We start from the raw sequence: 15,367 nt of genomic DNA on the forward strand, positions 1-15,367 counted from the left end.
ATGAGCCCTACCCAAGCCCTGTGCCGGTTCCTGGCCGAGCTGACGTACTCACAATTGCCCGAGCCCGTGCTGGCGCGCACCGAAGAGCTGTACCTGGATTGGCTCGCGTCGGCATTGGCCAGCCAGGGCGCGCACCCGATCCCCTTGTTTGAACGCTACGCGCAGAAGATGGGCCCGAGCAGCGGCCCGGCCCAGGTGATCGTCAACGGCACCGGCACCAGCGCGTATTTCGCCGCACTGGTCAACGCCGCTTCCTCACATCTGGTGGAGCAGGATGACCTGCACAACAGTTCCGTGCTGCACCCGGCCACCGTGGTGTTTCCCGCCGCGTTGGCCGCTGCCCAGGACCTCGGCAAGTCCGGCCGTGAACTGTTGCTGGCCTCGGTGGCCGGCTACGAGGCCGGGATTCGCATCGGTGAGTTCATGGGCCGTTCCCACTACCGCATCTTCCACACCACGGCCACGGTCGGCACCCTGGCGGCGGCGGTCGCGGTGGGCAAGTTGCTCGATTTCAACGAAGAACAATTCATCAACCTGCTCGGCAGCGCCGGCACCCAGGCTGCCGGGCTGTGGGAGTTTCTGCGCGATGCCGCCGACTCCAAGCAACTGCACACGGCCAAGGCTGCTGCGGACGGCTTGCTGGCGGCTTACCTTACGGCCGACGGGCTGACCGGCGCGCGCAATATCCTTGAAGGTGACCAAGGTTTGGCGGCAGGTATGTCCAGTGATGCCCAACCGGGCAAATTGTCTGCCGAGCTGGGCAGCCGTTGGGCGCTGGTGGAAACCTCGTTCAAATTCCACGCCTCCTGTCGCCACACCCATCCTGCTGCTGATGCGCTGCTGGACGTGATGCAGCGTGAAGGCTTGAGCGCTGCGCAGATCTCCCAGGTGCAAACCCACGTGCACCAAGGCGCCATTGACGTACTCGGCCGAGTGACGGTGCCGACCACCGTGCACCAGGCCAAATTTTCCATGGGCACCGTGCTTGGGCTGATCGCTGTGCATGGCAAAGCCGGTTTGCCTGAATTCCATGAGCTGGCGTTGACCGATCCTGCGGTCGCGGCGTTTCGCGACAAGGTCAGCATGACTCTGGACCCCGAGGTCGATGGCGCCTACCCGCAACGCTGGCTGGGCCGCGTCACGGTCACCACCACCGACGGCCGCACGCTGCACGGTGCCATTGACGAGCCCAAAGGCGACCCGGGCAACACCCTGAGTCGCGCCGAACTGGCGGATAAGTTCCAGCGCCTGGCCCACTTCAGCAGCGCCCGCACCCCGGCCCAGGCCAACGGCCTGATCGAGCAGGTGTGGAACCTGCGCACTACCGCGTCCATGGCCCATTGGCTTTGAGGGGATTGTCATGACTGAACAACGACCGCTGGACGGCATCACCGTCGTCAGCCTGGAACACGCGATTGCCGCGCCATTTTGCACCCGCCAACTGGCCGACCTCGGTGCCCGGGTCATCAAGGTAGAGCGCCCCGGCACCGGCGATTTCGCCCGTGGTTATGACGAGCGGGTGCGCGGCCTGGCGTCGCATTTCGTCTGGACCAACCGCTCCAAGGAAAGCCTGACCCTGGACCTCAAGCAGGACGAGGCGGGCGCCATTCTGGATGCGCTTTTGGCCGATGCCGATGTGCTGGTGCAGAACCTTGCCCCCGGCGCGGCGGCGCGCATGGGCTTATCGTTCGAGACGCTGCACGCGCGCTTTCCACGCCTGATTGTCTGCGATATTTCCGGCTACGGCGAAGGCGGGCCCTACGAGAAAAAGAAAGCCTACGACCTGCTGATCCAGAGCGAAGGCGGCTTCCTCTCGGTGACCGGTGGCCCAAGTGAAGAGCAGATGGCCAAGGCCGGTTGCTCCATCGCGGATATCTCCGCCGGGATGTACGCCTACAGCGGCATTCTGTCGGCGCTGCTGCTGCGCGGCAAAACCGGCCAGGGCAGTCGCATCGATGTGAGCATGCTCGAAAGCCTGGTGGAGTGGATGGGCTACCCGATGTACTACGCCTTCGACGGCGCGGCGCCGCCACCGCGTGCGGGTGCCGCGCATTCGACGATTTACCCCTACGGGCCGTTTCCCACCGGGGGCGGCGGCACCGTGATGCTCGGCTTGCAGAACGAGCGCGAATGGGCGGCGTTCTGCGACAAAATGCTGCTCACCCCGGCGTTGGCCACGGACGAGCGCTTCAGCGCCAACTTCAAGCGCTCGGCCAACCGCGAGGTGCTGCGCCAGATCATCGTGGAGCGCTTTGCCCAACTGGACGTCGAGGCGGTGATCCAGCGCCTGGAGCACGCGCAAATTGCCAGTGCCCGGGTCAACGACATGCAAGGCGTGTGGGACCACCCGCAGCTCAAGGCCCGCGACAGCTGGCGTGACGTCGACAGCCCGGCGGGGCCGTTGCCGTCGCTGCTGCCACCGGCCCGTAACGCTGCGTTTACCCCGCGCATGGACGGCGTGCCAGCGCTGGGGCAACACAGCCAAGGCATCCTCGACCAGCTGGGTTACTCCATTGAGGCCATTAACAGTCTGCGCGAGCGCGGCGTTATCTAATCAGGAATCACGTGATGCCAAAGCCTTTAGTACGTTCTGCGCTGTTTGTGCCGGGCAGCCGCCCGGAGCGGTTTGCCAAGGCCCTGGCCAGCGGCGCCGACGCAGTGATTGTGGATTTTGAAGACGCGGTGGAAGAACCGCTCAAGCGTCAGGCCCGGGATAATCTGGATGCATTCCTGCGCGCCCATGCTGAAGCTCGGGTGTGGGTGCGCATCAACGCACCCCAGCATGCCGAGCATTTTGCCGATGTCGCCTTCTGCAAGGCCCATGCAAATGTGGCCGGGGTATTGCTGCCCAAGGTCGAAAGCGCGGCCCAGGTGGCGGTGGTGGCCGCAACCGGCAAGGTTATCTGGCCGATTATCGAAAGCGCACGCGGTTTGCTGGCATTGGCGCAGATTGCCCAGGCGCCCCAGGTGGAGCGGCTGTCGTTCGGTGGCTTGGACCTGGCGCTGGACCTGAACCTGAGCAGTCACTCCCGCGCCGCCGAATTGGCCCTCGACCAGGCGCGCCTGGCGCTGATCGTGCATTCGCGCGCCGCTGGCCTGGCGGCGCCGCTGGACGGCGTACACCCGGCCATCGACGACCCCGAGGGCCTGCACCGTTCGATCCGGCACGCCTATGAGATGGGTTTTGCCGGGGCGTTGTGCATTCACCCCAAGCAAGTTGCGGTGATCCATGCAGCGCTGGCGCCGAGCGCCGAAGAGCTGGCCTGGGCCAGGCGGGTGGTGGAGGCGGGTGCCCAGGGGGCAGGGGCTTATCAGATTGATGGGCAGATGGTGGATGCGCCGGTGTTGCTGCGCGCGCAACGGCTGCTCACTGGCGAAACCGAATAAAAATTGTGGGAGCGGGCTTGCTCGCGAATGCGGTATGCCAGGCGCCGAATTCGTTGACTGACCCACCGCATTCGCGAGCAAGCCCGCTCCCACATTGGAACATCAGCGCTTAATAGGCCCGCGTTCGGCCAGGCCGAACGCAGGTATCTAAAATTCGAAATTCACGACACGCGTTACATCAGGCACCTTGCCTTAAACACAACAATAAGAAGGTGATTCCCATGCTCAAGCTTTCCCGGGCGCTGCTGTGCGCCGCCACCTTGTTTACCGCTGGCCTGGCCCAGGCGGCAGACCCGATTGTGATCAAGTTCGCCCACGTGGTTGCCGAAAACACCCCTAAAGGCCAGGGCGCGCTGCTGTTCAAAAAACTTGCTGAAGAGCGCCTGCCTGGCAAGGTCAAGGTCGAGGTGTACCCGAACTCGTCGCTGTTTGGCGATGGCAAGGAAATGGAAGCATTGCTGCTGGGCGATGTGCAGATGCTGGCGCCGTCCCTGGCCAAATTCGAGCACTACACCAAGCAAGTGCAGATCTACGACTTGCCGTTCCTGTTCAACGACCTGGCCGCCGTGGACCGTTTCCAGGCGGCCCAGGGCAAGCAATTGCTGACCTCGATGCAGGATAAAAACATCCTCGGCCTGGCCTATTGGCACAACGGCCTCAAACAACTCTCTGCCAACAAGGCCCTGCATGAACCCAAGGACGCCCGTGGGCTGAAGTTTCGCGTGCAAGCTTCCAGTGTGCTCGAAGAACAGTTCAAGGCGATCCGCGCCAACCCACGCAAGATGAGTTTTGCCGAGGTCTACCAGGGCCTGCAGACCGGCACCGTGAATGGCACCGAGAACACCTGGTCGAACTATGAAAGCCAGAAGGTCAACGAAGTGCAGAAGTACTTCACCGAGTCCAACCATGGCCTGATCGACTACATGGTGATCACTAACGCGACATTCTGGAACGGCCTGGCGCCGGATGTGCGCAGCACCCTGGAGCAGATCATGGCCGAGGTCACCGTGGAGGTGAACAAGCAGGCCGAAGCGCTGAACCAGTCGGCCAAGCAGAAGATCATCGACGCCAAGACCAGCGAAATCATCGAACTGACCCCCGAGCAACGTGCGCTGTGGCGCGAAGCCATGCGCCCGGTGTGGCAAAAGTTCGAAGGCGAGATTGGGGCTGACCTGATCAAGGCAGCGGACGCATCCAACCAGTAATCCCGGGGCATACCGAGATCCAATGTGGGAGCGGGCTTGCTCGCGAAAGCGGTGGGTCAGTCACCAGTGTTATCAACTGACAGACTGTATTCGCGAGCAAGCCCGCTCCCACATTTCGAACCGGTTTTCACCCTGAGCCTTGCACAACCCATCTCTTTTTCGCGAGGTTTTGCCATGCAAACGCTAAGGCGCGTCTGGGAGCACCTGGAGGAGGGCTTTATCGCTTTCCTGCTGGCCGCCATGACCCTGGTGACATTCGTCTACGTCATGCTCAACAACGTCTACACCCTGTTCTTTGCCCTGGCCGACAAATGGGTCTGGAGCAGCCCCTTCTTCAATGCCCTGGGCGACGGCACCATGGCCTGGGCCCAAGAGATGACCTGGAGTGTGGCGCTGACCAAGGCCATGTTCGGCTGGTTGATTTTCTTCGGCATTTCCTACGGCGTGCGCACCGCTGGCCACCTGGGCGTGGACGCGCTGGTCAGGTTGACCCGGCGCCCGGTGCAGCGCCTGCTTGGCATGCTCGCGTGCCTGTGCTGCCTGGCCTATGCCGGGCTGTTCATGGTGGCCAGCTACAAGTGGGTGAGTGCGGTGATGGCCGCGCATATCGGTGCCGAAGACCTCGACCAGTTCGGCATCGATGTCGGCGACATCGTGGTGATCGTGCCCGTTGGCTTTGCGTTGGTGTTGATCCGCTACCTGGAAATTTTCTACCGCATCTTTACCCACCGCCAGGTCGGGTTGGGGTTGGCCGACGAGGCCGGTGAGGCCAGCAAGTTGGCCGGTAGCCATGAGGAGCGTCACTGATGGCCGTGCTCTGTCTGTTTCTGCTGTTGTTCGTGTTCATGTTCCTGGGCGTGCCGATTGCGATTGCCCTGGGGCTGTCCGGTGCGGTGTCGATTTTGATGTTCAGCCAGGACTCGGTGAGTTCCCTGGCGATCAAGCTGTTTGAAACCAGCGATGCCTACACCTTCCTGGCGATTCCGTTCTTCCTGTTGTCCGGTGCCTTCATGACCACCGGCGGCGTGGCCCAGCGGCTGATCGACTTTGCCAATGCCTGTGTCGGGCATATCCGCGGTGGCCTGGCGATTGCCGCGGTGCTGGCGTGCATGCTGTTTGCGGCGCTGTCCGGCTCGTCACCGGCCACGGTGGCAGCAGTGGGTTCGATTGCCGTAGCGGGCATGGTGCGTTCCGGTTACCCGAAGGAATTTGGTGCGGGCATCATCTGCAATGCCGGGACCTTGGGCATTCTGATTCCGCCGTCGATCGTGATGGTGGTGTATTCGGCGGCGACCGAAACCTCAGTGGGCAAGTTGTTCATGGCTGGGGTGATTCCGGGCTTGCTGCTCGGCCTGATGTTGATGATTGCGATCTACATCGTCGCCCGCATCAAGAAACTGCCGGCGCAACCCCGGGCGACGTTCCGTGAGTGGCTGAGTTGCGCACGCCGGGCGTTCTGGGGCCTGTTGCTGCTGGTGATTATCCTCGGCGGTATTTACAGCGGCATGTTCACCCCGACCGAAGCGGCGGCAGTGGCAGCCGTGTATTCGGCATTTGTCGCGCTGTTCGTCTACAAGGACATGAAGCTGCGCGACTGCCCCAAGGTGTTGCTGGAGTCGGGCCGGCTGTCGATCATGCTGATGTTCATCATCGCCAACGCCATGCTGTTTGCCCACGTGCTGACCACTGAGCAGATCCCCCAGGAAATCACCGCGTGGGTGATCTCGGAAGGGCTGACGCCGATTGGTTTCTTGATCATGGTCAACGTGGTGCTGCTGATCGCCGGCAGCTTTATGGAGCCTTCGGCCATTGTGCTGATCCTGGCGCCGATCTTTTTCCCGATTGCGATGAAACTCGGGATTGACCCGATTCACCTGGGGATCGTGATGGTGGTGAACATGGAAATCGGCCTGGTGCACCCGCCGGTGGGGTTGAACCTGTTCGTGACCTCGGCGGTGACGGGGCTGACCCTGGGGCAAACCATTCGCGCGGCGATGCCGTGGCTGATGATTCTGTTGGTGTTCCTGATCATGGTGACGTACTTGCCGTTCATTTCCCTCGCGCTGCCGCAGTGGCTGGGGATGTAAGCGCAGCGGGTTACTACCCCTTAAAGCGCAATTCCCGATAGCGCGGCACGGCCAGATGCCAGGCAATGTTGCCGCGCCATTGGTTATGCAAGGCTTGAGCACACATCATGGCCTGCTCTTGAGTACGCAGGTCATAGCCCAACGCGTCCAGGCGCTGGGGCAACCGGGCTTGCGCCACTGCAAACGCTTTCGCCCATTGTTCTATGCGGTGTGACACTTGGGCAGCGGCCTGCAGCGCCGAATGGCCTTGGGTGTGCCTTAGGTGGGTGAGTAGGTTGTAGATGTCTTCATCAGGGTTTTCCATGATTTGAAAAGACAACAAATCGTTGACTGCCTTGAAGAGATTCATGGCCAGGCTTCGCAGTTCCTGCCAAGGTTGGCTGTAGTAAAGCGAGGACGATAAATGAATGTTTTGCACCAGGTAGGTGAATTCCAGGCAGACTTGAAAGCCGCCTGCGTTTTGCCAGAGAGACTCATAACCCTCCACCCCCGGCTGTGTGTGATTAAGGCGATGCATCAACGCGGTGGTGCAGGGAACCAGGTAGGTTAAGTATTGCTCGGCAACTCGCTGGTGCCAGAGCGAGGGCATCAAGCGTGACGCGCGGCGCATGATATCTGTGAGTGCGCTGGCCAACGGTTCTCTGGGTGTGCTGGCGCGTGTGAACGCTCTTGCGTAGACACCTCGAATCAGGCGTTCGAGGGCTTCGGGGTCATTGCAGTCTTCGTCGGCGAGATCGTCCTGGCAACTGAACCACCCCACCAGATCAGACAGAATGAGTAATAACTCAAGTGGCGCGTCACTCCACATATAACCGGCATACAGACCGGGAATGTAGATGTCCAATTGATGGGTTGCGCGGGATGTTTGTTCCAGCCCCATATTCTTGAGCCATCGGCGTGTGTGCTGCTGAGCCTGTTCCGCAAAGGGGCTCAAAGGATAAGTCGCCGTCTCAAGCCATCGGGGTAAATGAAAGGGGTCGATGGGCTGTTGGACATCAAGTCGTGGTGAAGAGGGTGAGGTTTTTCCCCGTGAGCCTGATCGTGCTGACATACGATGTAACCTGTAACGTTAGCGTGCGTCGATAAGTATGCAAGACAAGTTATAGCACTGAGTGTTGTAGCGTCTGGTGCGCTTTCAATAGGGTTTTGGAATCGATGTGCTGCGCCTTATGAATAAATAAACGGTGTTATTGCGCGCCGTAAAATGTTGTGTCCTTGTGCCTATCTGAAAAACGGGTAACCTTTCCATTATGTTGATGTTGATCACGTAAAGTAGTGGCCTGCGGATGGTTGAAGGTCTTTTACGCGTGGAGAACGTAGAAGGCAGTGAGTGTTGAGGCGCTCACGCGGTCAGCAACGAGGTCTATAGGATGAACCCTTTCTGCTCGTCATTCGATGATACCTGGTACTTAAACGCCAGGGACCAGTGGTCTGAGCCTTTTGCTTATCAAGAGCGCTCCCCTGGGAAAGCCGTAAGAACAGAACTGATGTGGGCGCTCTCGACGTTGTACGGCTTACCTTGTGTGCAGACCCACATCCTCTGTACTGCTATCGAAAAGATGAATCTTTCCTCTCTGATTCATGACGATTTACTTGACGGTGATGCGACGCGCCGTGGTGTTCCAACGGTGTGGAAGCAATACGGTACAGAGGTTGCTCTGGTGTCGGGGATGTATGGTTACCTGGAAGGTCTTCAGGTCCTGGCTAAGCTCAATGACTTGGATGTTGTGCGGGCTGGTATAGAAAGCCTTGAGCATCTGCATGTTGGGCAATACCTCGACGCCAAAGCAAGTGCAGGTGACACATTGCCCACCTTGGAAGACTATGGCTGTATCGCACAGGCTAATACCGGCTGCTTTTTTGTGTTCCTGTTAAAGGCTTGCCAATGTCTGAAACCGTTGGAAGTGCAGACCTATGTTTTGCTTGAACGGATGCTGCTGTTGATGGGCATCTATTATCGTTACGTCAACGACTATTGCGATATCAATCATATTCCGCACTTTGAAAAAAAAGGATTCGCCATGGATTTGGAGGGAGGGCCAAAGTCTTTCCTGATGATCTTGGCAGGCAAGGCCCTGGTCAAGGGCGCGCTCACGTCAGATCAAAAAAAACAGATTATTCGAGGTTATGGAGACGCGGGCGTATTTGACGCTGCCCTGGCGTTGATGGAGGAAACCTATGGGCAGCTATTGCGCTTTGTAGACGCTATAAAGCGGCGAAACAGCGTTGTCAGCATTCACGCATTGGAGGGTTTTTTACGCAACATTCATTTCCAACCTGAGCCCGATGACAATTATTACGCAACGGTACTCAGATAACCCCCATCCTGTGTATCGCACCAGCAACTGAACGTCGCGGTCAGGGGTGGCCGCGACAGTCGGAGACTCTTTCGTGGTTTATTGATTCATCGTGCTCAAAATTTCATAAGCCAACTTTACCCGTTCGGCATTCGGGTAGTTCCGGTTCGCCAGGATCACTACACCCATGTCCTTGCTCGGCACATACGCCACATAGGCGCCAAAGCCGACGGTTGACCCGGTTTTGTTGTACAGCACATTGGCAGGCTGCGGCTGGGCGGATTTGAGCCAGGTGACCTTGTGCGGCTCCATCGCCATCGGTGTGGAGTTGCCGTCCAGCAACGCTTGCAGGCTGATGGGGTAGGGGTAGCGTTCCCAGCCCAGGCCCTGGGTCATGCCGTTGACGGTGTAGTAGCCGGCGTGAGTGGTGGCAATGGCCTGTTGCACCGGTTGTTCCAGGGTTTGCGGTTGCATGTTCGCGATCACGTAGCGGGCCAGGTCCTGGCTGCTGCTCTTGAGGCCGTAGGCTTCGCTGTCCAGGGCGCCGGGGGTGACGCGTACCGGTTTCTGCTGGCTGTCATAGCCCTGGGCGTATTGGCCGGCCTTGTCGGCGGGCACGCGGATATAGGTGTTGCTCAAGCCCAGTTTGGGCAGCAGGTTTTTTTCCATGGCGACGGCGTACGGCTGGCCCAGTTTTTTTGCGGTCACGTAACCGAACAGGCCAATGCTGGGGTTGGAGTAAAGGCGTTGTTCCCCCGGCGCATAAGTGGGTTTCCAATGCTGGAAGTAATCCATCATGGTGGTTGCACTGTCGGCGGCATCCGGAAACTGCAGCGTCAGGCCGCCGGCGGTGTAAGTGGCCAGTTGCAGCAGGCTGATGCGATCGAACGCGCTGCCAGCCAGGACGGGCAGATGTTGGCTGGTCATGTCCGACAGCTTGAGCTTGCCGATGGCCTGGGCATACCCGCCGAGGGTGGCGTTGAAGGTTTTGCTCACTGAGCCGATTTCGAACAGGGTGTTTTCGGTGACGGGTGCCTGAGTGTCTTTGGCGGCGACGCCGTAGTTAAAGTATTGCACCTTGCCGTGTTGGACGACCGCGACCGTCAGGCCCGGGATGCCTTGCTGTTTCATCAGAGGGGTGACGTGGCTGTCCACGACCTGGCGCATATCGGTGGCGGCCATGCAGCTGCCGGCGCCGAGCAACAAGGCTGAAACCGCATATTTTTTCAGGGTGTGTTTCATGGTTCGCTTCCATGTAAATAGGGCAATGACGATCGGAGCCTGCGCAGGCGTGGCAAATGTAGGTGGATTTCCGGGCGTCGGCAAACGATGATATCTCGCACCTGCCATTAGAAAAATTTGGGTCAAGCCATGTTGCGTTCCCACCTGCCGCTCAATGCGTTGCGCGCCTTCGAAGCGTCGGCGCGCCATTTGAGCTTTACCCGTGCGGCCATTGAGCTGTGCGTGACCCAGGCGGCGGTCAGTCATCAGGTCAAAAGTCTCGAAGCGCAACTCAACGTCACGCTGTTCAAGCGCCTGCCACGGGGCTTGATGCTCACCAGCGAAGGCGAATCCCTGCTGCCCGTGCTGCGTGACGCCTTCGACCGTATTGCCCTGACCCTGGATCAGTTTGAAGGCGGCCATTACCGTGAAGTCCTGACGGTGGGGGCGGTCGGTACCTTTGCGGTGGGCTGGTTGTTGCCACGCCTGGCGGTTTTTCACAGCCGCTACCCGTTGATCGACTTGCGCTTGTCCACCCACAACAACCGCGTGGATGTCGCCGCCGAGGGCCTGGATTATGCCATTCGCTTTGGCGCCGGCGCGTGGCACGGCACCGATGCCTGCCCCTTGCTTGAGGCGCCGTTGACGGTGTTGTGCGTGCCGCAGATTGCCGAACAACTGCGCAGCCCGGCTGACGTGCTGAAGCACACCTTGCTGCGTTCCTACCGTGCCGATGAGTGGAACCTGTGGTTCCAGGCCGCCGGTTTGCCCAGCGATATACGGATGCCTCGCAGCGTGGTGTTCGACTCCTCGCTGGCGATGATGGAGGCCGCGCTGCAAGGGACTGGCGTAGCACTGGCGCCAGCCCTGATGTTTTCACGGCAATTGGAGAACGATGTGATCCGCCAGCCGTTCGAGGTGGGGATCACCACCGGCAGCTATTGGTTGACGCGCTTGCAGTCGCGGGCTGAGACGTCCGCGATGTTGGCGTTCAAAGGGTGGTTGCAGGCGAGTGTTGGATAACGCCCCCATTTATGTAGGCGCGAGCTTGCTCGCGAAAAACTCCCAGGCGCCGCGTCTATCCAGGAAGCCCGCGTTATCGTTGTCGTTTTTCGCGAGCAAGCTCGCTCCTACACCAGGTATTGGCGGAACCATCCCAGGGTGCGTTCCCAGGCAAGGTTGGCCGCTGCTTCGTCATAGCGCGGTGTCGAATCATTATGGAAACCGTGGTTGGCGCCCTTGTAGATAAACGCCTCATACCTCGTCCCCGCGGCCTTCAATGCCTGTTCATACGCCGGCCAGCCGTCATTGATGCGCGTATCCAGTTCACCGAAATGCAACATGATCGGCGCCTTGATGCGTGGCACGTCCTTGGCGTCGGGTTGGCGCCCGTAGAACGACACTGCCGCGCCCAGTTCCGGGTAGGCCACCGCCGCTGCATTGGTCACGCCACCGCCATAACAGAACCCGGTGATGCCGACTTTGCCCGTGCTGCTGTCGTGGTGCATCAGCCATTCGATGGCGGCGAAGAAGTCGTTCATCAGTTTGGTCGGGTCGACGGTCTGCTGCAGCGCCACGCCTTTTTCATCATTGCCAGGGTAGCCGCCCAGCGAGGTCAGGCCGTCCGGGGCCAAGGCGATAAAGCCGGCCTTGGCCAGGCGTCGGGCGACGTCTTCGATATAGGGGTTCAGGCCCCGGTTTTCATGCACCACCACCACGGCGGGCAGCTTGCCTGCGGCCTTGGCTGGGCGTACCAGGTAGCCGCGTACGGTGCCGTTGCCTTTGGGCGAGGGGTAGGTGATGTAGTCGGCGACGATGTCCGGGTCGGTGAATTTCACCTGTTCGGCCAGGGCGTAATTGGGGCTCAGGGCCGCGAGCAATGCTGAAGCGGTGAGGCCACCGAGGGTGAACAGCGCGGCGCGGTCGAGAAATTCGCGGCGGTTGATCTTGCCGTGGGCATAGCCGTCGTAGAGTTCCAGCAGTTCGGGAGCAAAGTCTTTCGCGGTGAGACGAGTCATCGGTGCAGTCCTCGATTAGCGGTTGCCGTCACTGTAGACCAGGATCAAACCTCGCGGCCATGGGCGGCAGCGGCCAGTTGCCCGGTGTCGACGCGCACGAACACCGAGTCGCCGATGGCGGTGAGCACGCTACCTGCATACACCTCGCAGACCACGCGGCTTTTACGTCCGACTTCGCCTTCGACCCGAGCCCGCAGCACCAGGGGCACACCCATGGGCGTGGGCTTGATGAATTTGATCCCCAGGTTGCCGGTGACGCAATCGATGCGCGGCAGGCTGCCGGGCTCACGCTGTTCGGCGCGGTAGTGGTAGGCCATGGCGGTCCAGTTGGAATGGCAGTCTACCAGCATGGCGATCAGGCCACCGTAGACCAGGTCTGGCCAGCCGCTGTATTTAGCCTCGGGTTGATGTTCGGCAATGACGTGCACACCATCGTCATCCCAGCGGCTCTTGATGTGCAGGCCATGGGGGTTGCTGCTGCCGCAGCCGTAGCAGATGCCTTCCGGCGCCGTGGTGTCCTGGAGAGAAGCGCTGTGCATGCGGAGTCCTTGTTGTTTTTGGGGGCGACGCTTCTATTTAGCAGGCCAGGGGTTAGCGAGCAAACTTCTTCGCCCCGGCCACGCAGGCAATCACCGCAACTGTCACCAGTACCATGCCCAGGCTGACCTGCTCATGCAGCAAACCCGCCGCCAGCGCCAGGCCGAAGAACGGTTGCAGCAACTGCAACTGGCCGACCGCAGCAATACCGCCCTGGGCCAGGCCGCGGTACCAGAACACAAAGCCGATCAACATGCTGAACAATGCCACATAGCCCAGGCTCAACCACGCCGGCAGGCTGATACCGCTGAGGGTGGAAGGTGCCAGCAACAGGCTCAAGGGCGCCACCACCGGCAGCGACATCACCAGCGCCCAGCAGATCACCTGCCAGCCGCCCAGGCTGCGCGACAGCTTGGCGCCTTCGGCATACCCCAGGCCGCACACCAGCACCGCCAACAGCATCAACACATCGCCGGCGGGTGCGGCGCTCAAGCCTTGGGCAACGGCATATCCCATCACCAACAGGCTGCCCAGGATCGAAAACAACCAGAACACCGGCCTCGGACGCTCACCGCCGCGCAGCACGCCGAACACCGCCGTAGCCAGTGGCAGCAGGCCGATAAAGACGATGGAGTGGGCCGAGGTCACGTGCTGCAGGGCCAGGGCCGTCAGCAGTGGAAAGCCGATCACCACGCCAAGCGCGACGATTACCAGCGGTGCCCATTGCTGGCGCGTGGGGCGTTTTTCCTTGAATAACCCCAGCAGGAACAACCCCAGTAGCGCAGCGAGGGTGGCGCGGACCATGGTCAGGAACACCGGGTCGAATTCCATGACTGCCAAGCGCGTGGCTGGCAGCGAGCCGCTGAAAATCACCACGCCGATAAAACCGTTGATCCAACCCTGGGTGCTGCTGTCCAGAGTGCCGAGGGGAGAAGTGCGTTCCATGGAGGGCGTCCTGAAAAGGCAGTTGCGTGCTGGGCATCCTAGGATTGAAGATTAAGACAATCAAAAAATTGTCATGGATACATCCCTATGCCCCGTGCTCGCTACAAGTCGTTGGTCGATACCTTCGCCGAGGCCATCCGCAGCGGCCAATTGCAGCCCGGCACGCGGTTGCCTACCCATCGGCAATTGGCCGCTGAGCACGGCCTGGCCTTGGTCACCGCCAGCCGGGTGTACAGCGAGCTGGAAGCCATGGGCCTGGTCAGTGGCGAAACCGGGCGCGGCACCTTCGTGCGTGAAATTGCCTTGCCACCGGGGCAGGGCAGTGGGCAGATGACGGTTGCGGCGGGGTTGCTGGACCTGAATTTCAACTACCCGTCTTTGCCGGGTCAGGCCGAGCTGCTGCGCACGGCGTTGCGCCAACTCGCCCTGTCTGGCGACCTGGAGGCGTTGCTGCGTTACCAGCCCCATGCCGGGCGTGTGCACGAACGCGCCGCCGTGGCCCGGCACTTGTTGAACCGAGGGCTGACGGTGCAAGCCGAGCAGGTGCTGGTGGTCAGCGGTGCCCAGCATGGCCTGGCGGTGAGCATGATGACCTTGCTCAAGCCTGGGGATGTGGTCGCGGTGGATGCATTGACCTATTCGGGTTTCAAGGTACTGGCCGAAACCCTGCACCTGGAACTGGTCGCCATCCCAGTCACCGCCAGCGGCCCGGACCTCGACCACCTGCACAGCCTGTGTCGTCAGCGCCCGGTGCGAGCGGTGTACAGCATGCCGACCCTGCATAACCCATTGGGCTGGGTGATGAGCCTGGCGCAGCGCGAGCGCTTGGTGGCAATCGCCCGGCAGCACAACCTGATGATCATCGAGGATGGCGCCTATGCGTTTCTCGCCCAGGAAGCGCCGCCACCCTTGGCGACGCTCGCCCCGGAGCGCACGGTGTACATCGGCGGGCTGTCCAAGAGTGTCGCCACCGGTTTGCGCGTGGGCTTTATCGCTGCGCCTATGGCTTGGGTAAGCGGCTTGGAACGCACGATCATGGCCACCACCTGGAACGTGCCGGGGGTGATGAGTGCGATTGCGGTGGGCTGGCTCGAGGACGGTACGGTGGCGCAACTGGAGGCGCAAAAGCGCGCGGATGCCCAGGCTCGCCAGGCGTTGGCGGCACAGGTGCTGACTGGTGTGAAGACGATCAGCCACCCGTCCTCCTATTTTCTATGGCTGCCGTTGGCGGAAGACGCCCGCGCCGATCAAGTCGCCATGACTTTGCAGCGCGCAGGCATCTCGGTTTCGACCGCCGAACCGTTCGCGGTCTCGGCCCAGGTGCCCCACGCGCTGCGCCTGGCCCTGGGTTCGGTGCCCATGGCGGCGTTGCGCGAGGCGCTGGTGAAGGTGCGCAAGGTGGTGGCGTGGTGAGCGAAGACCCAGCCAGGGCTTGATTTGAAATACGGGCAAAATGTTGTGGGAGCTGGCTTGCCTGCGATAGCGGCCTGACAGCCTATGCCCTATCTACCTGACGCCCCGCGACCAACTGTGGGAGCGGGCTTGCTCGCGAAGACGGCCTCACAGTCAACACAGTTATACCTAGTACATATCCATTCCTGCGGTAACGGCCTCTTAGGGTTCCGCCCTGACGGCGGGTCACTTTGGAAAAGCCCCAAAGTAACCAAAGG

At 60.8% G+C, this 15,367-nt stretch carries 14 protein-coding genes; 9 read left to right on the forward strand and 5 right to left on the reverse strand.

Annotated features, from left to right (window positions below; translation table 11 throughout):
* From BUE92_RS04870 to dctM, 6 genes are all read left to right on the forward strand, one after another.
* Positions 1-1,350 carry an MmgE/PrpD family protein gene (locus tag BUE92_RS04870; protein ID WP_073522233.1) on the forward strand — a complete coding sequence of 450 codons (1,350 nt, stop codon included), beginning with the start codon at positions 1-3 and terminating at the stop codon, positions 1,348-1,350.
* Between the two features lie 10 nt (positions 1,351-1,360).
* Entirely contained in the window at positions 1,361-2,554 is a 1,194-nt protein-coding gene (locus BUE92_RS04875) for a CaiB/BaiF CoA transferase family protein (RefSeq protein ID WP_073522235.1), read from the forward strand.
* Between the two features lie 14 nt (positions 2,555-2,568).
* Positions 2,569-3,387, forward strand: a complete 819-nt coding sequence (locus BUE92_RS04880; RefSeq protein WP_073522236.1) for an HpcH/HpaI aldolase/citrate lyase family protein — start codon at positions 2,569-2,571, stop codon at positions 3,385-3,387.
* A gap of 221 nt (positions 3,388-3,608) precedes the next feature.
* Positions 3,609-4,592, forward strand: a complete 984-nt coding sequence (locus BUE92_RS04885) for a TRAP transporter substrate-binding protein (protein WP_073522239.1) — start codon at positions 3,609-3,611, stop codon at positions 4,590-4,592.
* 174 nt (positions 4,593-4,766) lie between these two features.
* The gene (locus BUE92_RS04890; RefSeq protein ID WP_073522241.1) at positions 4,767-5,399 is read left to right on the forward strand and encodes a TRAP transporter small permease; all 633 of its coding nucleotides are present in this window, start codon (positions 4,767-4,769) and stop codon (positions 5,397-5,399) included.
* The gene (gene dctM, locus BUE92_RS04895; RefSeq protein WP_057012696.1) at positions 5,399-6,679 is read left to right on the forward strand and encodes a C4-dicarboxylate TRAP transporter large permease protein DctM; all 1,281 of its coding nucleotides are present in this window, start codon (positions 5,399-5,401) and stop codon (positions 6,677-6,679) included. The genes BUE92_RS04890 and dctM overlap by 1 nt, the downstream gene beginning before the upstream one ends.
* A gap of 13 nt (positions 6,680-6,692) precedes the next feature.
* Here the strand turns inward: dctM and BUE92_RS04900 are convergent, their stop codons facing one another.
* A complete protein-coding gene (locus tag BUE92_RS04900; RefSeq protein ID WP_256673936.1) occupies positions 6,693-7,559 on the reverse strand; it encodes a terpene synthase family protein in 867 nt (288 codons plus the stop codon).
* Positions 7,560-8,049: 490 nt separating this feature from the next.
* On the opposite strand from BUE92_RS04900, the gene BUE92_RS04905 reads away from it, so the two are divergent.
* The gene (locus tag BUE92_RS04905; protein WP_073522244.1) at positions 8,050-8,997 is read left to right on the forward strand and encodes a polyprenyl synthetase family protein; all 948 of its coding nucleotides are present in this window, start codon (positions 8,050-8,052) and stop codon (positions 8,995-8,997) included.
* Between the two features lie 78 nt (positions 8,998-9,075).
* Here BUE92_RS04905 and ampC read toward each other — a convergent pair whose 3' ends face one another.
* Positions 9,076-10,218, reverse strand: coding sequence for a class C beta-lactamase (gene ampC / locus BUE92_RS04910; protein WP_073522246.1), 1,143 nt, complete (start codon positions 10,216-10,218; stop codon positions 9,076-9,078).
* Between the two features lie 129 nt (positions 10,219-10,347).
* On the opposite strand from ampC, the gene BUE92_RS04915 reads away from it, so the two are divergent.
* A complete protein-coding gene (locus tag BUE92_RS04915; RefSeq protein WP_073522247.1) occupies positions 10,348-11,220 on the forward strand; it encodes a LysR family transcriptional regulator in 873 nt (290 codons plus the stop codon).
* Positions 11,221-11,327: 107 nt separating this feature from the next.
* Here BUE92_RS04915 and yghX read toward each other — a convergent pair whose 3' ends face one another.
* The 3 genes from yghX to BUE92_RS04930 are packed head-to-tail and all read right to left on the reverse strand — an operon-like array spanning position 11,328 to position 13,697.
* Positions 11,328-12,215 (reverse strand): YghX family hydrolase, encoded by an 888-nt coding sequence (gene yghX / locus BUE92_RS04920; RefSeq protein ID WP_073522249.1) that lies wholly within the window; start codon positions 12,213-12,215, stop codon positions 11,328-11,330.
* 44 nt (positions 12,216-12,259) lie between these two features.
* Entirely contained in the window at positions 12,260-12,754 is a 495-nt protein-coding gene (locus BUE92_RS04925; protein WP_073522251.1) for a PaaI family thioesterase, read from the reverse strand.
* 52 nt (positions 12,755-12,806) lie between these two features.
* Positions 12,807-13,697, reverse strand: a complete 891-nt coding sequence (locus BUE92_RS04930; protein WP_073522254.1) for a DMT family transporter — start codon at positions 13,695-13,697, stop codon at positions 12,807-12,809.
* A gap of 87 nt (positions 13,698-13,784) precedes the next feature.
* On the opposite strand from BUE92_RS04930, the gene BUE92_RS04935 reads away from it, so the two are divergent.
* A complete protein-coding gene (locus BUE92_RS04935) occupies positions 13,785-15,110 on the forward strand; it encodes an aminotransferase-like domain-containing protein (protein ID WP_073522255.1) in 1,326 nt (441 codons plus the stop codon).
* Positions 15,111-15,367 lie beyond the last annotated feature (257 nt).

It is taken from the genome of Pseudomonas fluorescens (assembly GCF_001902145.1).
GTDB lineage: Bacteria > Pseudomonadota > Gammaproteobacteria > Pseudomonadales > Pseudomonadaceae > Aquipseudomonas > Aquipseudomonas fluorescens_BV.